Below are 23,214 nucleotides of genomic sequence, written 5' to 3' on the forward strand. Positions count from 1 at the left end.
AGCAGGTAGGTTTAGGGTCTAGGCAAGGGTCCACATGGATCCGGATACGTCTCGAAGGGCAGGTACGTCTCGAACGGCAGGTACGGCAGCGTCGCGCGGCCGGCGTCGAGGTCGTACTGCGGGTGGTAGCCGAGATTCAGGTAGAGCGACTCCGCCTCGGGCTGACGCGGACCGGTGGTGAGCCAGATGCGACGGTATCCCCGGCGCGTGGCTTCGGCTTCCAGTTCGCGTATCACCCGTCGGGCCAGCCCCTGTCGGCGGTGCTCCGGATGGGTCCAGACCCGCTTGATCTCGGCGGTTTCGCGGTCGTACCGCCGGAAGGCGCCGCCGGCCACCGCCGTGTCGTCCGGCTTGAGTAGGAGGAGAAACGCGCCGTGTGGCGGGGCGAATTCCGCCGCCGGGTAGCGGGACATCTCCTCGTTCGGGCCGTAGCGGCTGCGGTACTCCTGGGTCAGTCCGTCCACGAGCGGTCGAGCCGCCGGGTCGGTGGGGCTGGTGTACCGGACGGTCAGTCGTAACGGGGTCATCCGTCGTCTCCTTGGTGTGGGCCTGCCGGCGCCCGTGGTACGAGAGCCGTCGGCGCGCGGTGACCGGCGGCGTGACGCCGGGATGGCAGGAAGAAGGAGGAGCGCCCGGCCGGCGGGGACTCGGCCGTGGTGGATCCGTGCCCGACGGTGCCGCACGCACTGATATTGATCAGTGCGGGGAGTCGTGTCAACGGCTGTCCACACTTGGTACGGTTGCCATCAACTACATCAACAAGACCTCTGAACTGCGGTAACACTTCCTTATGTCCCCTGGGTTGAGTGGGATATAAAGTGTTAGTCGGGTCGATCCCATCGCGCCCGATGCCCGCGCAGGTCAGGCGTACCCGCCGCCGGGAATGGCGGCGAGCAGCTCCCGGGTGTAGGGGTGTGCGGGCCGGTCGAAGAGTTCGGCGGTGGGACCGATCTCGACGATCCGTCCGGCCCTCATGACCGCCACCCGGTGGGCGATCTGTCGCACCACGGCGAGATCGTGCGAGATGAACAGGTAGGCGACACCGGATTCGGCCTGCAACTCCGCGAGTAGTTCGAGCACCTGTGCCTGCACCGATACATCCAGCGCGGAGACCGGCTCGTCGCAGACGACGAGGTCCGGGGAGAGCGCGAGCGCCCGGGCGACCGCGACCCGTTGACGTTGACCGCCGGAGAGTTCCGCGGGCTTGCGATCGAGCACCGACTCCGGCAGCGCGACCCGGTTCACCAACTCCCGGGCGCGGGCCCGACGCGACGCCCGGTCGCCGATCCCGAACGCACGTAGCGGTTCGACGATCACCTCGTCGATGGAGAAGCGGGGATCGAGCGAGGCGTACGGGTTCTGGTAGATCAGCTGGGCACGCCGCCGCAGCCGACGTAACGCACCGGCCCGCACCCGGCTCACATCCTCGCCGTCGAAGACGATCCGGCCGGCGTCAGGTTCCATCAACCGTAGGACCAGTCGCGCGGTGGTCGACTTCCCGGAGCCGGATTCGCCGACGAGTGCCAGGGTCTCGTGCCGGTCGAGGGTCAGGCTCACCCCGTCGACCGCGCGTACGGTGCGCCGACCGTCGACCGCCCCGGGCAACGCGAACTCCTTGACCAGCCCTTCTACGGTGACGAGCGGCTCGGACGTGCGGGTTGCCCCGGGCCTGGACGCAGGTGCGGGCGCGACCCGGGTGGCCGCCAGACTCGGGGCGTCGCGCAACAGTTGACGGGTGTAGGCATCGGCCGGGGCGGTGAGTACGTCCCGGGTCGGTCCGGTCTCCACCACACGCCCGCGTGACATCACCACGATCCGTCGTGCCCGGTCGGCCGCCACCCCGAGGTCGTGCGTCACCAGCAGCACGGCGGTGCCGAGTTCCTCGGTCAGGCGCTGCAGGTGGTCGAGAATGAGCCGCTGGACGGTGACGTCGAGAGCGCTGGTCGGCTCGTCCGCGATGATCAGCTTCGGCCTCGCGGCGATCGCGATGGCGATCAGCACCCGCTGCCGCATCCCGCCGGAGAGCTCGTGCGGATACTGCCGGGCCCGGGTGGCCGGATCCGTCAGCCCCGCCCGGTGCAGCAGGTCGACCGCCTCCAGGGCCGCCGCCCGCCGCCCGGCGAGCCCGTGCAGGCGCAGGACCTCGGCGACCTGCTCGCCGACGCGCTTGACCGGGTTGAGGGACACCGCCGGATCCTGGGGGATGAGCCCGATCTGGGCGCCGCGCACCGCGCGAAGCTCCCGCTCCGGGAGGGCGGCCAGGTCACGCCCGGCGAACTGGATCCGGCCGGCGTCAATCCGGCCGGCGGACGGAAGCAGGCCGACGATCGCGTGTGCGGTCGTACTCTTCCCCGAACCCGACTCGCCCACGACCGCGACCACCTCACCCGGGCCGATGTCGAGGTCGATCCCGGCGACCGCCGATGCCGGCCCGGACCGTGACCGGTACGAGACCGACAGTCCGCGTACCTCAAGGAGATTCTCCGGGCCCGGCCCCGAGGCACCACCACGTACGGTCATCGCTGCCTCGCCCACTCCCCGTCCAGCGCCCGAGCGACCCGGTTGGTGGCGAGCACCGTTGCCGCGACCGCGAAACCGGGCAGGGTGGAGAGCCACCACGCGTTCGCCAGGTAGTTGCGTCCGGTCGAGATCAGGGTTCCCCACTCCGGCGCGGGCGGGGCGGCGCCGTACCCGAGGAAGCTCAGCGACGACACCGCCAGGATCGCGGTGCCGAAGTCGAGCGTCGCCAGCACCAGCACCGGTCCCATGGCGTTGGGGAGAACGTGCCGCAGCAGCACCGAGTGCCAGCGCGCACCGGAGGAACGCGCCGCCTCGACGTAGGTCGCGAGACGGATCCGTAGCACCTCCGCACGCATCACCCGGGCGAAGCCGGCGACGCTCGCGACGCCGACCGCGACGGCGACCTTGACCGTACCGAAACCCAGTGCGGTGACCAGGGCGAGTGAGAGGAAGAGCGCGGGGATGGCGAGCAGTACGTCCACCATCCGCATCAGTACGTCCTCGACCCACCCGCCCACGAACCCGGCGAGCAGGCCGATCGCCCCGCCGACGACAAACGCCACCGCGACCGCGATCAGGGTTGCCTTCAGGGAGAGTTCCGACCCGTGCACCACCCGGGTGAAGACGTCCCGACCGAGCTCGTCGGTGCCGAACCAGTGTTGGCCGCTCGGTGGGTGGAACCGGTCGGACGGCACGCCGAGCAGCGGGTCCCGCGCGGTGAAGATCGTCGGCCAGAACGCGGCCAGCACGACCAGGGAGATGACCACGCCGGAGAGGAGCAGTCCGGGGCGCCGTACCAGGAACCGCAGCAGCCGGCGGGCGTCCCGCCCGTACCGGGAACGCCGTTCGGGCGGCTCCACCCGGTTGTCAGCGGTGGTGCCGGTGCCCGTTGGCAGCGCCGGCGCGCCGGCGAGTGTCTGACTCACACGAGACTCCTTTGCCGGGTCGCCGTCGCCACGACGATGCGCGGATCGAACAGCGGATAGACCAGATCCACGACGAGATTGGCGAGCACGAAGACCAGCGCGCCGAAGACCACGACCCCCTGGACCACCGGGATGTCCTGTACGGTCACCGCGCTGACCGTCGCCCGGCCGATGCCGTTGCGGGAGAAGACCGTCTCCACGACCACGGATCCGGCCAGCAGGTTTCCCACGAGCAGACCGACGATGGTGAGCGCGGGCAGGGCGGCGTTGCGCAGCGCATGGTGCAGGTGGATGTGCAGCCGTCCCGCCCCTTTCGCCCGCGCTGTCTGCACGTACTGCTCGTCCAGAGTGGTGAGCAGACTCTTCGCCAGCACCTGCGCCAGTAGCGCACCGGTCGGGACGCCCAGGGTGACCGCGGGCAGGATCAGGCTGGTGACGCCGTCATTGCCGAACGCCGGTACCAGCCCGAATCGGAAGGAGAAGAGCTGGACCAGCATCAGCCCCACCCAGAACGTGGGCAGCGACACGCCCAGCGCGGGCAGGGAGAGCAACGTCTGACGCAGCGCACGCGTGGTGGTGTACGTCGCCGCCAGCGCCAGTCCGGTGCCGAGGACGACCGCCAGCACCAGGGCGGCACCGGTCAGCGCCAACGTCTGCGGCAGAGCGTCACCGATCGTCGAGGCCACCGGCTGCCCGGTCGCCACCGAGTTGCCGAAATCCCCGCGTACCGCGTCGCCGAGGTGGTCGAGGTAGCGGACCAGCAGCGGTTTGTCGAAGCCGTACTCCCGACGGAGTTCCGCCAGCCGTGCCGGGTCGACGGAGGCCTGGTCGAGGCCCCCGCCGGCCATCGCCGACACCGGATCACCGGGCAGGAAATCGAGTACGAGAAACGACAGCGTGTACGCCGCCCAGAGCACCGCGACCGCCTGCACCAGGCGACGTATGACATAACGACCCATGCTCGGTTCCTCTCCGCCGTCCCCACCACACCCGCGGCTAGCTCTTCCAGGTGTCGTGCAACTGGATCCGGCTCGACGCCTCGAAGTCGAGATCGTGCACCCGGGTCGAGACGCCGAGTTCGGTGGTGAGTTCCACCACCGGGATGACGTAGGCGTTCCGTACGATCAACTCCTGGGCCTGGCTGACCAGCGCCTGTCGGCTGGCCGGATCGACGGTCGCGGCCTGGCCGGTCAGAATCGTGTCGAGTTCGCCCGGCGCGAGGCGGTACGTGTTCGCCAGCGTGGTCGCGTAAGTGCTACGCAGGATGTCCGGGTCCGCCCGGGTGATGTTCCCCCAGAGGGCGTCGAAGTCGCCCGACTGCTGGACCTGGGTGATCTGCGCGATCTGGAGTTCCTTCAGGGTGATCTCCACGCCGACCGCCTTGAGTTGCTGCTGGACCAGCTCCAGCGACGGCTGGTTGGTCGCGGCGTTGGCGAACCAGCCGACGGAGAGGCTGAGTCGGGTGCCATCCTTGGTGCGGACGCCGTCGGCCCCGACCCGCCACCCGGCCGCGTCCAGCAGCGACTTCGCCTTCGCCGGGTCGAACGTGAGCTGGGTGCCGAGATCACTGTGGTACGGGGTGGTGTGCGCCAGGATGCTGGTCGCCGGTTTGCTGCCGGTCGGGTAGACCGTGTCGACGATCTCCTGGCGGTTGAGCGCAACCTGGATCGCCTGACGTACCGACAGTTCCCGCAGCAGCGGCCGGGCGTTGTTGAGCCCCAGGTTGAACACGACCCCGGGGTTCGCCCGCGCCTGTAGGTCGACGTTTCCGCCCGCCTTCAACGCACTCTCGTCGGCCAGGCCGACGCTGCCGATGGCGTCCACCTGTCCCGACGTCAGGCTCCCCGTACGCACCCCGGCCTCCGGGACCACGGTGAACACGACCTTGTCCAGGTAGGCCTCGCCGGGCTTGCGCCACAACGAAGACCCCCACTGGTATCCCTTGCGCCTGACCAGCGTGATCGACTGGTTGGCCACGTACCCGTCGAGGACGAAGGGACCGGAGCCGACCACGCCGTCGGTGCACCGCTGGTCCGGCGTCTTGCGTACGGCCGACTCGGCGACCAGGCCGAGGGAGAAGGTCGAGGTGGCCTGGAGGAACTGCGCGTTCGGTTGGGCGAACGACACCGCGGCGGTGAGGTCGTCGACGACCGTCGTACCGACATAGCCGCTGAGGTAGCCGATCGCGAGGCTGGCCTTGGCGCCCAGCTTCGGGACGGCGTCGAAGTTGTCCTTGACGGCCTTGGCGTTGAGCGGGGTGCCGTCGCTGAACGTGACCCCCGGCCGTAGCCGGAAGGTGAAGGTCTTCGCATCCGCGCTGATCTGCCAGCTCTCCGCCAGCCAGGGAACTATCTTGCCGGTGCCCGGCTCCTGGTCGGTCAGGGAGTCGACGATCTGGCGGAGCGAATAGATGGTGTCGTTGCTGCCAACCTGGTGCGGGTCCACGCAGCCGGCGTAGGAGCCGACGGCGAAGGTCAACGTCCCGCCGGAGCGGGCGGGCCCGGCGGCGCCGCTTGCGTTTCCCGCCCCGGCGCCGCCAGCGCCACAGGCGCTGGTCAGCGCGAGCACCGTCACGACGGCAGCCGACAACGGTACGGAGAAGAGCCTCGACCTCAATCTCATCAACTTCCCCTTTCTGGTAAGGAAGGGCCCCTTGTTATCGGTTTCTGTATAGGAAGGGGCCCTTCCTAACCGGTGGCGATGAGGGGGCGCTTGCTCAGGCAGGTGGGTGTACGGGGTGCGGGGTCCGCGACCTGTGTGGCCGGCGGCGTCGGTGCCGCGGCGCGGGTCGGGACGTCAGCCGGTCCGTGGTCGACGTGGAGTGGACGGGGGAGGCCCCGCCACACGGGTGACCCGGCGTCTGTCGAGAGGTGACGAGCGGACGGGGAACCCGCCGTGGGTGGATCGTCTCCACTCGTTGTGGAGATCAGGTTAGCCAGGCTCCCGCATTCAAGTCAAATCCTATTGGTCAAGTAGGGAATCTCCGCAGGGAGCCGGGTGGACGCCGGGCGTGGATCGCCCTGGCTGGATGCCTCGTGGGTGCCGAGGAGGCCCTGTCGGAACGTGCTGGCCGCGCCGTAATGGCTGCCGCCAGGGCGTTCGTCATGTGAAAGCCCACTAAACCTGTAGGGATAGACAGCTTCGTGGCGACGGGGGTAGTCTCCGGAAAGGATCTAGTGGTCCAGGCGTAACCACGTGATCGCGCCGGCGGGATCGATGCCGCCCCCGCTGTCGCACCCACAGGAGGTGACGACCATGCAGCCCCCCGTACGCCCGGCCGCCGTCTCCACCCGCGAGCCGCGATGCCACGTCGTCGCCCTCGTCACCCGTCGCCACATCGACCTGCAGCGCGTCGCTGCCGCGCTCTGTCCGCGCTGACCTGTCACCAGGCTTCCACTCCACACCCTCCCGGGCTCCCCGTGTCCGAACGTCGGCCGCGCCGTACCCGGTCCATGGCCCCCTCCGAGCCGAAAGCGGAGTATCGCTATGCCCGACCCATCGCCCCTACTGCACCTGGCGGTCGCCCTCGACGGAGCGGGCTGGCACCCCGCGGCGTGGCGCGAGCCCCAGGCCCGGCCAAGAGAACTTCTCACCGCACGCTACTGGTACGACCTGGTGGCCGAGGCGGAACGAGGGCTGCTCGACTTCGTCACCATCGAGGACTCGCTCGGACCGCAGTCGTACGACCGCTCCGGGCCGGACCAGCGAACCGACCAGGTTCGCGGACGACTCGACGCGGTCCTGGTCGCCGCGCGGGTGGCACCGCTGGCCCACCACATCGGACTCGTACCGATCGTGGTGGTCACCCACACCGAGCCGTTTCACCTCGCCAAGGCGGTCGCCACCCTCGACTACGCCTCCACCGGCCGGGCCGGCGTGCAGGTGCGGGTGTCGGCCCGGCCCGACGAGGCCGCGCACTTCGGGCGACGCCACATAGCACCGGTGGACTTCGCCGATCTGGAAGCCGCACCGGCCCGGCAGTTGCTCCTCGACCTCTTCGACGAGGCAACCGAGTACGTCGAGGTACTACGGCGGCTGTGGGACAGCTGGGAGGACGACGCCGAGATCCGCGACGTCGCGACCGGGCGCTTTATCGACCGCGACAAGCTGCACTACATCGACTTCGAGGGGCGGTGGTTCAGCGTACGGGGGCCCTCCATCACCCCACGTCCGCCACAGGGCCAACCCGTCGTCAGCGCACTGGCGCACCAGAGCGTTCCCTACCGACTCGTCGCCCGGTCGGCCGACCTCGGATACGTGACACCACACGACCGGGACCAGGCCCGCGCGATCGTCAGCGAGGTACGCGCCGAACAGGCGGTCGCCGGGCGGTCCGGGCAGACCGTCCACCTCTTCGGTGACCTGGTCGTCTTCCTCGACGACACCACCTCGGCGGCCGAGGCCCGCAAGTCGCGCCTGGACGAACGCTCCGGTGGCCCGTACCAGAGCGACGCGAAGGTCTTTGTCGGCACGGCGACCGAACTGGCGGACCTTCTGCAGGACTGGCAGCAGGCCGGGCTCACCGGATTCCGGCTGCGCCCGGGGACCGTGCCGTACGACCTTGAACAGATCACCCGGGTACTCGTCCCGGAACTGCGTCGGCGTCAGGTGTTCCGGGCCGCGTACGGTGCCGACACCCTGCGCGGCCTGCTCGGTCTCGACCGACCGGGCAACCGATACGCCGACGCCGCAGCGCCGCATTCGTTCGCGGAAGGATCCCCTCGACCATGAGCAGACCAGCCAAGCAGGTCCACCTCGCGGCCCATTTCCCCGGCGTCAACAACACCACGGTCTGGAGCGATCCGCAGGCCGGCAGCCACATTGACTTCGCCTCCTTCGTCCACTTCGCGCGCACGGCGGAGCGGGCGAGGTTCGACTTCCTGTTCCTTGCCGAAGGGCTGCGGCTGCGCGAGCAGAACGACCAGATCTACGACCTGGACGTGGTCGGCCGGCCGGACACCTTCACCGTGCTCGCCGCGCTCGCGGCGGTCACCGAGCGACTCGGCCTGGCCGGGACGATCAACTCGACCTTCAACGAGCCGTACGAGGTCGCCCGACAGTTCGCCAGCCTCGACCACCTCTCCGCCGGCCGGGCCGGCTGGAACGTGGTCACCTCCTGGGACGCCTTCACCGGCGAGAACTTCCGGCGCGGCGGCTTCCTCCAGCAGGAGCACCGCTACCGGCGGGCACGTAACTTCCTGCGGGCGACCTGGCGCCTCTTCGACTCCTGGCGCGGCGACGAGATCGTCGCGGACCAGGACCGTGGCGTCTTCCTCGCCGATCCGCAGGCCGGTTCCTTCGCGCACCAGGACCCGGATTTCGACATCACCGGCCGGTTCAACGTCCCGCGAAGCCCACAGGGACGCCCCGTCATCCTCCAGGCCGGTGACTCCGAGGAGGGACGCGAGTTCGCCGCATCCAGCGCCGACGCCATCTTCAGCCGGCACGCCACCCTCACCGAGGGGCAACGCTTCTACTCGGACGTGAAGGGGCGGCTCGCCCGCTATGGGCGTACCTACGACCAACTGCTGATCCTGCCGGCGGCGACGTTCGTCCTCGGGGACACCGACGCCGAGGCCCAGGAACTCGCCCACGAGGTACGGCTCCAGCAGGTCAGCGGCCAAACCGCGATCAGGTTCCTGGAGCAGCTCTGGAACCGGGACCTCTCCGGTTACGACCCCGACGGCCCGTTGCCGGAGATCGACCCGGACACCGGTGAGAACACTATCGCCCGGGGGCGTGCCAGCGTGCGTATGTACCGTGACCCGATCGCCACCGCACGGCAGTGGCGGGAGCAGGCGGCGGCGAAGAACCTGTCGATCCGTGAGCTGATCATCGAGGTGACCGGACGCCAGTCGTTCGTCGGTGCGCCGGCCACCGTGGCGGCGGCCATCGACGAGTTGGTCCAGGCCGACGCCAGTGACGGTTTCATCCTGGTCCCGCACGTCACTCCCGGTGGGCTCGACGGGTTCGCCGACACCGTCGTACCGATCCTCCAGGAACGGGGGGTGTTCCGTACCGACTACGAGGGTGAGTCGCTCCGCGACCACCTCGGCCTCGCCCCCGTCGTCCTGTCCGAGCGGGCGTTCGCGGTGCCCTCATGAGGTTCCTGGCGATAACGCTGATCGTGCACGGGCCGGACCCGGTGACCGGGCGGAAGAAGTCGACGACCGACCGCTTCCGTGAGGTGGTGGAGAACGCGGTCTTCGCCGAGCAGCTCGGCTTCGACGGTTTCGGCGTGGGGGAGCGGCACGAGCTGCCGTTCATCTCCTCGTCCCCGCCGGTGGTGCTCAGCCACATCGCCGCGCTCACCTCGACCATCCGGCTCTTCACCGCGGTCACCACGCTGAGCCTGCTCGACCCGGTACGGGCGTACGAGGACTATGCGACGCTCGACCATCTCTCCGGCGGGCGGCTGGAACTCATCATCGGCAAGGGCAACGGTGCGGCCCAGCGGGAGCTGTTCCACGTCACCCCCGAGGACCAGTGGGAACGCAACGCGGAAAGCTACGAGCTGTTTCGCCGGATCTGGCGGGAGGAGCGGGTCACCGCCACACCGAGGTTCCGGCCGGAGCTGAGAGAGGCGCAGGTGTGGCCACGCCCGCTCCAGCAACCGATCCGGGTCTGGCACGGCAGCGCGACCAGCAGGGAGTCGGTGGACCTCGCGGCCCGCTACGGAGACCCGCTGTTTTCCGCGAACGTCACGAACCCGATCGAGCCGTACGCCGAACTGGTCCGCTACTACCGGCAACGGTGGGTCGAGTACGGCCACGACCCGGCCGCCGCCGTGGTCGGTGCCGGCACCGCCGGTTACTACGCGGCCGTCAACTCCCAGGACGCGATCGCCGCCTACCGACCCGTCTTCGAAGGGCAACTCGCGTTCCAGAAGCGGCTCGGCCTCGATCCGGTCTTTCCTACCCTTGAGGATTTCGTCGAGCGCAGCTCGGCGTTGATCGGCAGTCCGCAACAGATCATCGAGAAGGTGCATCGCTACCACGAGGCCCTCGGCCACCAGGTCATCCACCTGCACGCGGACGCCGGCGGCCTGAGCGACCTCCAGCACCGCAGGTCGCTGGAGCTGTTCCAGTCCGACATTGCTCCGGTACTCCGCCGGGAGATTCCCGACCCGCCGTGGCAGTGGGATCCGGCCGCCTCACCACCCGTCCTCGCCGCGCTGAAAGAGTGATCGATGTCCCCCACCCCGCTCGCCGTGCTCGACCTGGTCCCGATCTCGTCCGGCTCCAATGCCACCGAGGCGCTCCGCAACAGCATCGACCTGGCCCAGCAGGCCGAACGTTTTGGCTACGCCCGGTACTGGTTCGCCGAGCACCACCTCAATCCGGGGGTTGCCGGAACCTCACCGGCGGTTCTGCTGGCGTTGACCGCCGCGGCGACCTCGACGATTCGGCTCGGCTCCGGCGCGGTGCAGATGGGGCACCGCACGGCGCTCTCGGCGGTCGAGGAGTTCGGCCTGATCGACGCGCTGTATCCGGGGCGGCTCGATCTCGGTCTGGGACGGTCCGGCGGACGTCCGACCCAGACGGACCCGGTGCCGGTCCTCGCCGGAGGCGTGGGGGTGGTGGACGGGCGGGCACCCAACGGTCTGCGGATCCCGCCCCGGTTCTCCTTCGCCCATCTGCTCGGGTCGCCGCGGTTCGCGTTGCAGAAGTCGCTGTTGCAACTGCCCGGCGCGCAGCCGCAGGACTACTCGGAACAGGTGGCGGACGTGCTCGACCTGCTGGCCGGAACGTACCGGTCGGCGGAGGGCGAGGAGGCCCATGTGGTGCCGGGGGAGGGTGCCCGGGTGCAGGTCTGGATCCTGGGCAGCAGCGGGGGTGAGAGCGCCAGCGTCGCCGGCGCGAACGGGCTGCGCTTCGCCGCCAACTACCACGTCAGCCCGGGCACCGTCATCGAGGCGGTCGAGGGCTACCGGGCGGCCTTCCGCCCGTCGACGGAGCTGGAGCGCCCGTACGTCACCGTTTCCAGTGACGTGGTGGTCGCCGAGGACGAGGTCGAGGCGAGAGAGCTGGCCTCCGGGTACGGCCTGTGGGTCCGCAGCATCCGCACCGCCGAGGGTGCGATTCCCTTCCCGACTCCGGAGCAGGCGCGTGCGTACTCCTGGAGCGATGCCGACCGCGAGCTGGTCGCCGACCGGGTCGAGACCCAGTTCGTCGGTACTCCCGGGCAGGTCGCCGATCAGCTCGAACAACTACGTGACGCGACCGGTGCCGATGAACTGGTCGTCACCACCGTCACCCACGGCCACGCCGACCGGGTGCGTTCGTACCGGTTGCTCGCGCAGGAGTGGCAACGCCGGCAGCGGTGATTCCGTGCTCAGGAGGAGGAACGGATGAGTTTGGGACAGGCACTCGACCCGCGCGAGCTGCGCCGGGTGTTCTCCGCTTTTCCCACCGGCGTGGTCGCCATCGCGGCCCTCGTCGGCGGGGCGCCGGTGGGGCTCGTGGCGAGTTCGTTCACCTCGGTCTCGCTGGATCCGGCGATCGTCTCCGTCTGTGTCGCCCACACCTCGACCACCTGGCCGATTCTCCGGGCGGCCGAGGGGTACGGGATCAGTGTCCTCAGTGTTGACCAGGAGCGGGCGTGCCGGCAGCTGAGCAGTCGTGGCGTCGATCGGTTCGCGGCCCTGGACTGGCGGGTCTCCGACCGCAACGCGGTTTTTCTCGACGGCGCGAGCGCGTGGCTGGACTGCACGCTGTTCGAGCAGGTCACCGCCGGTGACCACGACATCGTTCTGCTGCGTGTGCATGACCTCGGCGGCGACGCGAACATCGCGCCGTTGGTCTTCCACGCCAGCCAGTTCCGCCGTCTTGAGCGTTGACCGGCCGGTTCCGGTGGTACGAACGGACACTTGACCGATCCTGTTCCTGAGTCCACTCTTCCTACTAAACGAGTAGGAAAACTTGGGATTGGATGATGATGAGACGTCCCCCGTACCGCCGGCTTGGCCGGTTGGCCACCCTCGCGGTCCTGACCCCGGCGCTGCTCGGCGTCACCGCTGCCTGCGGCGGAGATGACGGCGAGGGCGGTTCTTCCGGCCCGGTGACCCTCCGGCTCGGCTACTTCCCCAACATCACCCACGCGTCCGCGGTCGTCGGGGTGGAGAAGGGGATCTTCACCGAGAAGCTGGGCGGCGACGTCAAGCTTGAGACGGCGACGTTCAACGCGGGTCCCGCCGCCATCGAGGCGATTTTCTCCGGCGCGCTCGACGCCACGTACATCGGTCCCAACCCGACCGTCAACGCCCACTCGAAGTCGAAGGGCGAGGCGGTACGGGTGGTCTCGGGCGCGGCCTCCGGTGGCGTGGCCCTGGTTGTCAAGGCGGGCATCAACTCGGTCGAGGACCTGCGCGGTAAGAAGATCGCGACTCCTCAACTGGGCAACACCCAGGACGTGGCGATCCGCTACTGGCTCAAGGAGAAGGGCCTCACCACCAACAAGGAGGGCGGCGGCGACGTCTCGATCGTGCCGCAGGAGAACGCGCAGACCGTCGAGACCTTCGGCACCGCCATCGACGGTGCCTGGGTGCCGGAGCCCTTCGTCTCCCGGCTGGTCAACGCGGGTGGCAAGGTCCTGGTCGACGAGCGCGACCTCTGGCCGGACAAGAAGTTCGTCATCACCAACCTGATCGTCAGCACCAAGTTCCTCAAGGCCCACCCGGACGTGGTGAAGCGGCTGGTCGAGGGGCAGGTCGCGGCGAACGAGTTCGTCAACACCAAGCCGGACGAGGCACAGCAGGCGATTTCCGAGCACATCGGCAAGATCACCGGTAAGCCGCTCGACCTCAAGCTGATCAAGCAGGCATGGCCGACGCTGCAGTTCCTCAACGACCCGATCGAGTCGTCACTCAAGACCGGGCTCGACCACGCCGTCGCGGTAGGACTCACCCAGCCGGTCGACCTCAAGGGCCTCTACGACCTGACCTACCTCAACGAGGTGCTCAAGGCGCAGGGTAAGGCCGAGGTCCCACTGACATGACCTCCGTGACAACGGCACCGGTGAGCGCGACCACCTCGGTCGCGCTCACCGGCGTCACCAAGGTGTACGGCGCGGGCCAGAACGCCGTCCTCGCCCTGGACCGGGTCTCGCTCCACGTCGCGCCGGGCGAGTTCGTCTGCCTCGTCGGTGCCTCCGGCTGCGGCAAGAGCACCCTGCTCAACCTCGTGGCCGGGCTCGACCAGGTCAGTGGCGGCCGGATCGAGATCGTCGACCAGGCCCAGTCGCCCCCGACAGCCTCGTCCCACCGGCAACGATCGCCGGGCCTCATGTTCCAGGAGCCCGCGCTCTTTCCGTGGCTCACCGTGGAGGCCAACGTCGAGATGCCGCTCAAGCTGCGCGGGCTGCCCCGGGACTCGCGCCGCAAGCGGGTCGCCGAACTGCTCGACACGGTACGCCTGGGCGACTTCGCCCGGCGACGTCCGCACGAACTCTCCGGCGGCATGCGACAGCGGGTGGCGTTGGCCCGCACACTCGCCCTCGACACCCCGGTGCTGCTCATGGACGAGCCGTTCGGTGCCCTCGACGCGATGACCCGCGACCTGTTGCACGACGAACTGGAGCGGATCTGGGCGGAGCGCCGGCTGACCGTTCTCTTCGTCACCCACAACGTACGGGAGGCAGCCCGGCTCGCCGACCGGATCGTGCTGCTCTCCAGCCGGCCCGGCCGGATCATCTACGAGACCCAGGTGACCGCGCCCAGACCTCGACGGATCGACTCGCCCGAGGTCGCCGCGATCGCCGCCGAGGTTACCGATCGGCTACGGACGGAGGTGGGCCGCCATGGCCAGTGACACCACCACGAGCGTCCGGGCCGAGGCCGGGATGATTTCCGGTCTGGACGCGTTGGCGATTGCCAACGGGGTGAAGGTGGAGAGCAGGGCGCGCCGACTCTGGAGTTCCACCTGGCCGAAGTTGGCCGCGATCGGCCTCGCCCTCGGCATCTGGCAGGTGGTCGTCTGGACCGGCTGGAAGGACCCGTGGGCGTTGCCCGGCCCCGTCGCCGTCTTCGGCGACCTGGGGCCGTACCTGGTCGACCCCTTGTTCTGGCACGGACTGGCAACCACCGCCCGTCGCGCCGTCGTCGGCTTCGCCGCCGCCGTCGCCTTCGGACTCGTGCTGGGGCTCGCGGTTGCCCGGGTCCGGATCCTGCGGGCGGCCCTGGGGTCGATGATCACCGCGTTGCAGACCATGCCGTCGATCGCCTGGTTCCCCCTGGCGATCCTCCTGTTCCAGCTCAGCGAGGAGGCCATCTTCTTCGTGGTGGTGCTGGGGGCCGCGCCCTCGATCGCCAACGGCGTCATCCACGGCGTCGACTACGTTCCGCCGCTGCTGTTACGGGCCGGTCAGAACATCGGTGCCAGGGGATTGAACCTCTACCGGTACGTGATCGCGCCGGCCGCGTTGCCGGCGATCGTGGCCGGGCTCAAGCAGGGCTGGGCCTTTGCCTGGCGCAGCCTGATGGCGGGGGAACTGCTGGTGGTGATCGCGACGAAGACCTCGATCGGTGCGCAGCTCGTCTACGCCCGGGAACTCTCCGAGGCGGAGCGGCTCATCGCGATCATGATCGTGATCCTGGTGCTGGGCCTGCTCGTCGACACGGCCTTCGGGGCGGCGGACCGGGCCATCCGGCGACGGTGGGGCCTCCTGCGACCCCGCCGGTAAACCGACACCTCCCGGAGGCAGCTTTCGTGTACGTCTCAGCCCGCAGCGACTACGCCATCCGCGCCATGTTGGCGATCGCGGCCGGCAAGAACACCGACTCGATCCTTCGGGACGGTGACCCACCCGCCACCACCGCTGGTCGCGCCACCAGCGGTGGTGGTGAGTGGGTCACGGCCGCGACCCTCGCCACCGTGCAGGAGATTCCGCTGAGCTTTCTCCAGGGCATCCTGCACGACCTGCGACGGGCCGGCCTGCTGTTGAGTCAGCGGGGTGTCGACGGCGGTTACTCGTTGGCCCGACCGGCCGCCGAGATCAGCGTCGGCGACGTACTGCGCGCGTTGAGCGGATCGCTGACCACCGTACGGGGACTGCCGACCGACGCGGCCGGCTACCACGGGGTCGCGGCCGGGCTCGGCAACGTCTGGCTGGCCGTGCACGACGCGATCGAGCAGGTGGTCGACCGGACCACCCTCGCCGACCTGCTCACACCCCGCCAGCAGCTCGCGCCTCCAGGTGCCACCCGTTGATTGTCGGAGAGACGCAGGGCTGGCAACTGGGCCTCGCCGTCCTGCTCGGCGCCCTCGCCGCAGCCCTCGGTACGCCGACCGGTGTCTCTGGTGGCCTGCTCCTGTTGCCGCTGCTCATGACCGTCTTCGGGCTCGGCGGTACGGTCGCCAGTGCGACCAACCTGCTCTTCAACATTGTCTCCACGCCGATGGGGATCGCCCGCCAAGCACGCATCGACACCGAGTTGACGCTGTTGCTGGTCGGCTCGGCGGCGCCTGCCGCGGTGTTGGGAGTGCTGGTCAACGTGTTCCTGCTCGGTGACTCGGCGGTCTTCCGGGTGCTGGTGGCGGCGATGCTGGCTGCGGTGGCCGCCAGCATCCTCCTGCCCCGACCGTCGGTGCCCGCCGCGCGCCCGTCGGCCGCGTGGACACCACTGACTCGCCCGAACCGTCGCCTGATGGTGGTGGTCGGTATCGCCAGCGGCCTGCTCGGCGGCTTCTACGGGTTGGGCGGGGCTGTCCTCGCCGCCCCGGTCGCGTTGCTGGTCACCGGCTGGCCGGTGGTCCGGATATCCGGTGCCGCCCTGGTCACCACGTTGGTCGTCTCGCTCACCGGGCTCGCCGCCTACAGTGCCCTGAGCTTCGCCGGTCACACGACCGTGCGTACCCCGCACTGGCCGCTCGGCCTCGCGTTGGGCGTGGGCGGTGTGATCGGCGGCTACGCTGCCGCCCGGTACGCCGCCAGGATTCCTGACCGGTCGCTTCGGACCGTGCTCGCGGTCCTGATCGGACTCGGCGCTCTCCGTCTCGCGCTGCTCTGAGGGACGCGCCTCGGCGCCGATGACGGTTGCCGGCAGCGGTGAGCCGCCCACCCACGGTGTCGGTACGACCCGGGTCGATCGACCGGATGGTGGAGAGGGCTTGATATTCCTATCGGTTTAGTAGGAATATTGGTGCGTGCTCATCGAGGTCCATCTCACCTCCCGCCGGGTCATCGACCTGATGCGGGTGGCGTCTGAGCTCTGTCGTGTGGGCCACACGATCACCCGCTGATCGACGCACCACCGTCCACCGAAGGCGCCGTCGCGGCGCTGCCGTACGCACCCCCACATCGCGGGCGCCACCGCCCACGTTGTTTCGCGCGGCAGTTCCCTGAGCTCCGCCGGGAAATCCGAACCGGCGCGGCGTCAGTACCGGAACAACCTCCCCCTTCCGCACCGGCCCCGCGATCGGGTCGGTCGTAGCCAAAGGAACATGATGAGCGAAGAGACGCCACCACGACCTGTCCCACCGCCGACACCGGCCACCACCGCACCGACCGCTACCGCACCGACCGCTGCCGAGAGCACACTCGCCATCAACGAGGACTGGGCCGCGACCATCCTCGGCCTCGTCCTGCTCGTCCTCGTGCTGGTCGGCGCGATCCCCACCGGGCTGGTGCCCTGATGACCACTGACGCCACACCGAAGGAGACCCCCGCGGAGGCGTCCGCCGCCGCAGCCGTCCCGACGACGGTCGCCGCGACCGAGGGCGGATCGACCACCCCGACGGCGGTACGGCCCAGCCCGGCCTGGGGCTGGATCGCCCTCGGACTGCTGGTCGTGCTCGTACTGGCCGCGTCGACCCGGTACCTCGAACAGAACGTACCGACCTTCTTCGCGGAGACGGACCTGGCCGAGATCGCGGACGCGATCGAATACCCGGTCTACGCGATCCTGCTCGGCCTGCTCGGCAACGTACTCGTCACGCTGCTCGGCATCCGGGAGCGGATCGCCGCCGCCTTCCGGACCGAGTTCTTCATCAAGACCGGTCTGGTCCTGCTCGGCGCCTCGATCAACCTCTCGGTGATCGCCAGTGCCGCCGGGCCGGCGATCGCGCAGGCGATCCTGCTCATCAGCGGCGTCTTCCTCTTCACCTGGTGGCTCGCGGGCCGGTTGGGACTGGACGACAAGCTGCGGGCACTGCTCGCCGCCGCCGTCTCGATCTGTGGGGTGAGCGCGGCGATCGCGGCGGCCGGCGCGGTACGGGCCAAGCGGGAGCAGCTCGCGTACACCGCCAGCCTGGTCATCCTCTTCGCCCTGCCGTCGATCTTCATTCTGCCCTGGCTGGCCGACGTGTTCGGACTCTCCGACGCGGTGGCCGGTGCCTGGATCGGCGGCAACATCGACACCACCGCCGCGGTCACTGCCGCGGGTGCGCTCGCGGGCGAAGAGGCGCTGCAGATCGCCAGCATCGTCAAGGTGACGCAGAACGCGCTGATGGGGGTCGTGGCGGTGGCGCTCACGGCGTACTTCACCCTGCGGGTCGAGCGCCAGCCCGGTGCGGCCCGTCCGGGCCTGGGCGAGCTGTGGCGTCGCTTCCCGAAGTTCGTGCTCGGCTTTGTCGCCGCGTCGGTGATCGCCACCTGGTACCTCGACGCGGCCGGAGCGGACGGCAAGGAGGTCATCGGGGTGGTCAACGACCTGCGGGTCTGGTTCCTGATCCTGGCGTTCGTCAGCATCGGCCTGGAGTTCCGGGTCGCCTCGTTGCGGGAGGCGGGTTGGCGCCCGATCGCGGTCTTCGCCAGCGCGACGGTGTTCAACCTGGTGCTCGCCCTGGCCCTCGCGTCGTTGCTGTTCCGCAACTTCACCGGTTGACGTCCGGTTGGGCGCCGCCTCGGCGATCGGGCAAGCCGATCGCCGAGGCGGTTTCCCCGCTCGGCCCCCCTCAGCCGGCGAGGATCCGGGCGAGTTCGCCGGGCCGGGCCAGGTGCGGGAAGTGGCCGCTGCCGGGCAGGACGGTGATGGCGATGTCGGGCAGGGTCGACTCCAGCCACCGCCGGTACCTCGGATTCGGCTCCTCGCCGGTGACGTACCGGTAGGCGATGCCGCGTGAGTGGATGGTGTCCAGATCCTGGGTCCGGCGTTCGGTTATCTCCTCCGCCGGCGTCACGATCACCTCGTGCCAGTAGCCGAGGAGAAGGTCCTGGCGGGGCGTGGTGGCCGTCCGGACGAGTTCCCGCGCTGCCGGTGGCAACAGTTCGATGTGCATGCCGGCGAGCATGGTCTCCCAGACCTGGTGGTAGGCGGGGCCGCGGAGCACCGGCTCGGCCTGGCGCAGTGCCTCCCCGAAACCGCCGACCAGCAGCGGCTGGTCGATGTTGACCGCGCCCCGGGTCGGATACCTCGCGGCGTAGATCGTCGCCAGTACGCCGCCGAGGGAGTGCCCGACCATGATGGGCGACTCGAGTCCGGCGTCGGTCACCGCCTCGTGGATGACCTGGGCGATCTCGTCGGTCTGGTACGAGTCGCGCCGGGGCGACCCGCCATGCCCGGGCAGGTCCAGGGTGAGCACCCGCCGACCCGGGTCGACGGCCTCCAGTTCGCGCAGGAGCGGCTTCCACTGGCGCCGGTCGTAGCTGAGCCCGTGCACGAGAACCAGGGGCGGTCGCTCGTCCGTGCTGCCGTACGCGTCGGCGGCCAGTTCGCCGACGTACCGCTGGTGTGCCTCACTCATGGTCTCTCCCTTGCCGAAGCGTCACCCAGCAGGCGTAACTCCGGTGCGAACAGGTTGTACGTGGCGGGGGTCACCGTGCGGGCTGGGGCGTATTGGGCAGAATGGATGGGTTTGCACTACACACTCCACCGGGCCGGGCCGCCCGGAGCCGGCTGGTACCGGAACTGCCGCCCGGTGCGCAGTGAGGCCCTCAGGTGGGCACCGGCCAGTGGTGCGGCGGACTCGACCCGCTTGACGGTGGACCAGAGCGTGCGGGTGGCGTTGACCCGGGCGCGTTCGGCCTCGTTCGCGTGGGCGCGGGGTCGGCCACCGAGCCCGCTGGCCCGCCGCAGCTCCGCCACCAGAGCGGCCCGTTCGGCCTGGGCGGCCGCCGCCCGTTCGACGTCGCCGGCCCGGTCTGCCGCGTCGAGCTGTTCTTCCAACGTCGCCAACCGTCGCCGGTAGGCGGTGCGGGCGGCGTCGTCGAGCACCGCGTCCCCGTCCGGCGCCCGCAGGCCGAAGCCACCCGCGACGAGGTCCAGCGCGGCGATCTCCCGTCCCGGTGCGGCGAGCAGGGTACGCAGGTACCGCACCCCCTGACTGTCGCGCAGCCGGGCCGTTTCGGCGCCGGCGTCGAGCCGCCAGTCCTCACCCTCACGGGTCAGCCGCCACTCGTCAGCGGGCGGGGTGAGCGTGACGAGCAGTCCGAACATCTCAAGCCGCGCTGCGATCGAGCGGGCCCGCTCGCGATCGTCCTCGGCACGGGTCCAGTCCTCGGCGCCGCCGCGTACGCCGAGCGCGTCGGCCCGGACGGCCAGTGTGGCGGCGAGCCAGGGCAGGGCGCCGATCCGCCGCTCCAGCGCGACGGCGTCGTCCAGGTGGGACAGTGCCTGATCGGGCCGGCCCAATCGGGTGGCGAGCTGACCCAGGTAGTCGTCGACCGGTCCGGTGATCGTGTTGGCGCCACCCCAGACGACCAGCCGCCCCCGGTAGGGCAGGAGCGCCTCGTACAGGGCCTGCGCGGTCGCCGGTTCGCCGAGCCGGGCGGCCACCACGGCCAGGTCGGCCAGGGCACCCACCCAGCGAGGTCCGGATCCGGAGAGTACGGCCGGCAGCACCCGTTCCAGTTCGAGTGCCGCCTCGACATCGCGGCCGGACTCGGCCAGAGCGCGGGCGGCGGTCGCCTCGAAGAAGTGCCCGGGCAGCCGCCGGGCGAGGATCTGTAGGTCGTCGGCACCCGACCCGATCGTGCCCCGGAGCATCCCGAGCCGCCCGTACAGCGACGCGACCAGGCGCTCGGTGTCGGCCAGTCCGGCCTGACGGCCACGTACGCCCACCTCGGCCGCGAGCGTCGCCGCGACGTCGAGCCGGCCGCGTACCGTCGCCAGCATGGCCTGGCGAGCCAGCACGACCACCGCCGCCTCGGCGTCGCCGGCCAGCTCGCCGGCACGGGCGTAAGCCGTCAGCGCGGCCTCGGCGGCTCCCAGGTCACCCAGCTCGGCGAGCGCGACGAAGCGCCAGAACAGCCCGCGTCGCTCCACCATGGCGTCGCCTGCCCGCCGCGCCTGCGTCACGATCTCCGAGGCGGTGGCGAGGCGTTCGTCGGCGGCGGCCGGGTCCCAGAGCGCGTGCAACCGGCTGTCGAGCACCGCGGCGACCGTGCCGGGACTGCCGGTCGTCCGGGCCAGGGCCAGCGCCTCGTCGACCAGCTCTCGGCGGCGTGCCCCGGCCGACGGGTCGCCGAGCAGTTCACGGGCGAGCCGGGCCAGTACCCGGGCCCGGACGGCTGGTGGCAGCGGGCGGGCGGCGGCGGCCTCCAACAGGCGGATCAGACCCAGGTCCAGGTCGAGGAACTCGGCCCGGGACGGTGTCGTCAGCGCCAGGTGGATGACGGCGTCGGCGGAGGAGTCGAGCCCCGTCACCTCCGTCGTGAGGCCGATCGCGGCACCGGGCAGACCGGCCGAGGCGAGCCAGACCGCGTGTACGGCGACCGTGGGCAGTTCGGGTACCAGGGCGGCGAGTTCCGGTTCCGTGAGACCGCCCAGCCGCAGCTCCGGGGCGAGTCCGAGGGGGCGTTCCGTCGTCGCGAGCAGCACGGTCGCGCCGGATCCGAGTCGGGAGCCGAGCAGGGTCAGGAACGCCACGGCCGGCGCGCCGGCCCGGTCGAGGTCGTCGACGAGGAGCAGGCGGGGGCCGCCTCGGGCGATCGCTCGGGCGGCGCGGTCGAGATCCCGGGGCCCGGCGTCGGGCGGTAGCTCGTCGAGTTCGAGGTCGCGGAGTACCTGGTCCCAGAGGAGCAATCCGGAGTCGGCACCGGTCCCGGCCGTACGGAGCACCGTCATTCCCCGGCTGCGGGCCAGGGTCGCGGCTGCGTCGACCAGTGCCGTCTTGCCGGCCCCGGGTGGCCCGCTCAGCACGAGATGCCCGCCGACTCCCGCCTGCGCCCGGTCAAGTAACTGTTCCACCGCGGCGAGTTCGCGCCGGCGTCCGATCAGGGCCACCCGGCCAGCGTACGGGCGGCATTTGCGCTGACGCGCCCGCAATGCCCCGATAGGGTGTTGGCCACCGACTCACCAGTGGCATTGCGGCGCAACGAGGGGGCGGTATAGTCCGCCGGTTGAGCCGTGGCCCGGCGGCGTGCCCGTATGCCGGTGCTGGGCTCCTATCGCATGGAGGATGGCGGATGTCGCAAGCCGAGCAGCTGTTCGACGGTCGCGAGGACTCGAACTCGCGGCCGAGCTTTGAGACCACGCTGCGCGGTTACGACAAGCGGCAGGTGGACCAGTACGTTTTCCAGGCGAACAGCCAGAGCGCGAAGCTCGCGGCCGAACGCGAGCAGGCGTTCGGCCACATCAAGAACCTGACCGCGCACATCCAGCAGTTGCAGACGGAGCTGGCGGAGTCGCGCGAGCGGCCACCGCAGTTCGACCGGGCCTCGTTCCGTGAGTTGGGCCCGATGGTCGACCAGATCCTGGCCCTGTCCGAGAAGCAGGCTGAGGCGATCGTCACCAGTGCCACACAGCGGGCGTCCGAGCACCAGGCCGAGGCGGAGCGGGTGTTGGTCGACGCCCATGAGCAGGCCGAGAAGCTGAAGGCCGACGGTGAGGCGGTGCAGGAACGCGCCGTCGAGGAGGCGCAGCGGATCAGCGAGCAGAGCGCCCGGCAGGTGGAGAATGCCCGGTCCGAGTCCGAGGCGATGGTAGAGGCCGCGCGTACGCAGGTCCAGCAGGAGATCGAGGCGGCCCGCTCGCAGACCCAACAGGAGCTGGCCCAGTGGAAGGCCACTGTCGAACGAGAGATCGTCGAGCGGCAGTCCGCCGCCGAGTCGGAACTCGGTCGCTGGCGCACGATGATCGAGCAGGAGAACACCGCGCTCCAGGCGGAGGTGCAGCAGTACTCGGCTGACCTACGCCGTCGGGCCGACGAGCAGGCCGCCGCACACGAGCAGCAGTTGGCCCTGGTGCAGAAGGAGATCGAGGCGCGGCAGCAGGCGGTGTCCCAGCTACACGCCGCGCAGGAGAGCGCGGAGCAGCAGCTCGCCCAGTCGCGTCAGGAGCGGGCCATCGCGGAGCGCGACGTCGCCCAGTTGCAGCACCGTCTGGGTGAGGTGCGCCAGGAGCTGAGCACCGAGCTGAACCGGCTGAACGAGGCCCGTCAGGCGGCCGATTCCGCCGAACGGCACGCCGTCGAGGTGCGGGCCCGGGTGCAGCGTGAGGCGAAGCGGGTGGCGGATCGGGCGGCGGCTGCGGTGATTGCCGCCGCCGCGATCAGCGCCGAGACGGGCGAGTACCGGGTGATCGCCGCCCCGGAGGTGAACCGGATCGCCGGCGAGGTGGCCGAGGTGGTCCACGACGAGGTGGCTCCGGAGCCGCAGACGCCGATCGGCGAGCACCACCGGTTGTAGGCGGGCGGCCGCCCGCAACGGTTCCGTCCTGCCGTCGTCGTCCGGGCGGCCAGGCAGCCGTCGACCCCGGTCACGCCGCGGGGGGGGGCCCCCCCCCGGGGGGGGGGGCCCCCCCCCCCCCCCCCCGGCCCCGGGGGGGCCCCCCGGCGGGGGGGGACCGCGCCAAACCCCGGGGTGTCGAAGCGCCGGCCCGGGTGGGGCCCCC

Annotated in this window: 21 protein-coding genes; 14 read left to right on the forward strand and 7 right to left on the reverse strand. The window is 70.3% G+C overall.

Features of this window, described 5'->3' with window-relative positions; genetic code table 11:
• Nucleotides 1-11: 11 nt before the first annotated feature.
• From ACIBF5_RS18390 to ACIBF5_RS18410, 5 genes are all read right to left on the reverse strand, one after another.
• The gene (locus ACIBF5_RS18390) at nucleotides 12-527 is read right to left on the reverse strand and encodes a GNAT family N-acetyltransferase (protein WP_396813050.1); all 516 of its coding nucleotides are present in this window, start codon (nucleotides 525-527) and stop codon (nucleotides 12-14) included.
• Between the two features lie 334 nt (nucleotides 528-861).
• Complete coding sequence (locus ACIBF5_RS18395) at nucleotides 862-2,520, reverse strand: dipeptide ABC transporter ATP-binding protein (RefSeq protein ID WP_396813052.1); 1,659 nt, start codon at nucleotides 2,518-2,520, stop codon at nucleotides 862-864.
• A complete protein-coding gene (locus ACIBF5_RS18400) occupies nucleotides 2,517-3,446 on the reverse strand; it encodes an ABC transporter permease (RefSeq protein ID WP_396813054.1) in 930 nt (309 codons plus the stop codon). Before ACIBF5_RS18400 ends, ACIBF5_RS18395 begins: the two co-directional genes overlap by 4 nt.
• Complete coding sequence (locus tag ACIBF5_RS18405) at nucleotides 3,443-4,405, reverse strand: ABC transporter permease (RefSeq protein ID WP_396813056.1); 963 nt, start codon at nucleotides 4,403-4,405, stop codon at nucleotides 3,443-3,445. The genes ACIBF5_RS18400 and ACIBF5_RS18405 overlap by 4 nt, the downstream gene beginning before the upstream one ends.
• 37 nt (nucleotides 4,406-4,442) lie before the next feature.
• Complete coding sequence (locus ACIBF5_RS18410) at nucleotides 4,443-6,068, reverse strand: ABC transporter substrate-binding protein (protein ID WP_396813058.1); 1,626 nt, start codon at nucleotides 6,066-6,068, stop codon at nucleotides 4,443-4,445.
• 633 nt (nucleotides 6,069-6,701) lie between these two features.
• Between ACIBF5_RS18410 and ACIBF5_RS18415 the strand changes: the two genes are divergently transcribed.
• The 13 genes from ACIBF5_RS18415 (at nucleotide 6,702) to ACIBF5_RS18475 (ending at nucleotide 18,267) form a co-directional block, all read left to right on the forward strand.
• Complete coding sequence (locus ACIBF5_RS18415) at nucleotides 6,702-6,824, forward strand: putative leader peptide (protein WP_396813059.1); 123 nt, start codon at nucleotides 6,702-6,704, stop codon at nucleotides 6,822-6,824.
• A gap of 108 nt (nucleotides 6,825-6,932) precedes the next feature.
• Nucleotides 6,933-8,177: an LLM class flavin-dependent oxidoreductase gene (locus ACIBF5_RS18420; RefSeq protein ID WP_396813061.1), complete on the forward strand. Its 1,245-nt coding sequence runs from the start codon at nucleotides 6,933-6,935 to the stop codon at nucleotides 8,175-8,177.
• Nucleotides 8,174-9,550 (forward strand): NtaA/DmoA family FMN-dependent monooxygenase, encoded by a 1,377-nt coding sequence (locus tag ACIBF5_RS18425; protein WP_396813063.1) that lies wholly within the window; start codon nucleotides 8,174-8,176, stop codon nucleotides 9,548-9,550. The genes ACIBF5_RS18420 and ACIBF5_RS18425 overlap by 4 nt, the downstream gene beginning before the upstream one ends.
• Nucleotides 9,547-10,632, forward strand: a complete 1,086-nt coding sequence (locus ACIBF5_RS18430) for an LLM class flavin-dependent oxidoreductase (RefSeq protein WP_396813064.1) — start codon at nucleotides 9,547-9,549, stop codon at nucleotides 10,630-10,632. Before ACIBF5_RS18425 ends, ACIBF5_RS18430 begins: the two co-directional genes overlap by 4 nt.
• Before the next feature lie 3 nt (nucleotides 10,633-10,635).
• Entirely contained in the window at nucleotides 10,636-11,772 is a 1,137-nt protein-coding gene (locus ACIBF5_RS18435; RefSeq protein WP_396813066.1) for an LLM class flavin-dependent oxidoreductase, read from the forward strand.
• Nucleotides 11,773-11,796: 24 nt separating this feature from the next.
• The gene (locus ACIBF5_RS18440; protein WP_396813067.1) at nucleotides 11,797-12,285 is read left to right on the forward strand and encodes a flavin reductase family protein; all 489 of its coding nucleotides are present in this window, start codon (nucleotides 11,797-11,799) and stop codon (nucleotides 12,283-12,285) included.
• A 98-nt stretch (nucleotides 12,286-12,383) separates the two neighbouring features.
• A complete protein-coding gene (locus ACIBF5_RS18445) occupies nucleotides 12,384-13,442 on the forward strand; it encodes an ABC transporter substrate-binding protein (protein WP_396813222.1) in 1,059 nt (352 codons plus the stop codon).
• Nucleotides 13,439-14,254: an ABC transporter ATP-binding protein gene (locus ACIBF5_RS18450; protein ID WP_396813069.1), complete on the forward strand. Its 816-nt coding sequence runs from the start codon at nucleotides 13,439-13,441 to the stop codon at nucleotides 14,252-14,254. The genes ACIBF5_RS18445 and ACIBF5_RS18450 overlap by 4 nt, the downstream gene beginning before the upstream one ends.
• Nucleotides 14,244-15,125, forward strand: a complete 882-nt coding sequence (locus ACIBF5_RS18455) for an ABC transporter permease (RefSeq protein WP_396813071.1) — start codon at nucleotides 14,244-14,246, stop codon at nucleotides 15,123-15,125. Before ACIBF5_RS18450 ends, ACIBF5_RS18455 begins: the two co-directional genes overlap by 11 nt.
• Before the next feature lie 26 nt (nucleotides 15,126-15,151).
• A complete protein-coding gene (locus ACIBF5_RS18460) occupies nucleotides 15,152-15,652 on the forward strand; it encodes an RrF2 family transcriptional regulator (RefSeq protein WP_396813073.1) in 501 nt (166 codons plus the stop codon).
• Nucleotides 15,649-16,452, forward strand: a complete 804-nt coding sequence (locus tag ACIBF5_RS18465) for a TSUP family transporter (RefSeq protein ID WP_396813075.1) — start codon at nucleotides 15,649-15,651, stop codon at nucleotides 16,450-16,452. The genes ACIBF5_RS18460 and ACIBF5_RS18465 overlap by 4 nt, the downstream gene beginning before the upstream one ends.
• Nucleotides 16,453-16,888: 436 nt before the next feature.
• Complete coding sequence (locus tag ACIBF5_RS18470; protein WP_396813077.1) at nucleotides 16,889-17,077, forward strand: hypothetical protein; 189 nt, start codon at nucleotides 16,889-16,891, stop codon at nucleotides 17,075-17,077.
• Nucleotides 17,077-18,267, forward strand: a complete 1,191-nt coding sequence (locus tag ACIBF5_RS18475; RefSeq protein ID WP_396813079.1) for a YeiH family protein — start codon at nucleotides 17,077-17,079, stop codon at nucleotides 18,265-18,267. The genes ACIBF5_RS18470 and ACIBF5_RS18475 overlap by 1 nt, the downstream gene beginning before the upstream one ends.
• A gap of 70 nt (nucleotides 18,268-18,337) precedes the next feature.
• Here the strand turns inward: ACIBF5_RS18475 and ACIBF5_RS18480 are convergent, their stop codons facing one another.
• Complete coding sequence (locus ACIBF5_RS18480; RefSeq protein ID WP_396813081.1) at nucleotides 18,338-19,126, reverse strand: alpha/beta fold hydrolase; 789 nt, start codon at nucleotides 19,124-19,126, stop codon at nucleotides 18,338-18,340.
• A 116-nt stretch (nucleotides 19,127-19,242) separates the two neighbouring features.
• A complete protein-coding gene (locus tag ACIBF5_RS18485; RefSeq protein WP_396813083.1) occupies nucleotides 19,243-21,606 on the reverse strand; it encodes an AAA family ATPase in 2,364 nt (787 codons plus the stop codon).
• A gap of 182 nt (nucleotides 21,607-21,788) precedes the next feature.
• Here ACIBF5_RS18485 and ACIBF5_RS18490 point away from each other — a divergent pair, with 182 nt between their 5' ends.
• Nucleotides 21,789-23,009, forward strand: coding sequence for a hypothetical protein (locus tag ACIBF5_RS18490; protein ID WP_396813085.1), 1,221 nt, complete (start codon nucleotides 21,789-21,791; stop codon nucleotides 23,007-23,009).
• The last annotated feature ends 205 nt before the right edge of the window (nucleotides 23,010-23,214 follow it).

This window comes from Micromonospora sp. NPDC050417, from assembly GCF_044458865.1.
In the GTDB taxonomy this organism is placed as follows: Bacteria; Actinomycetota; Actinomycetes; order Mycobacteriales; family Micromonosporaceae; genus Micromonospora_G.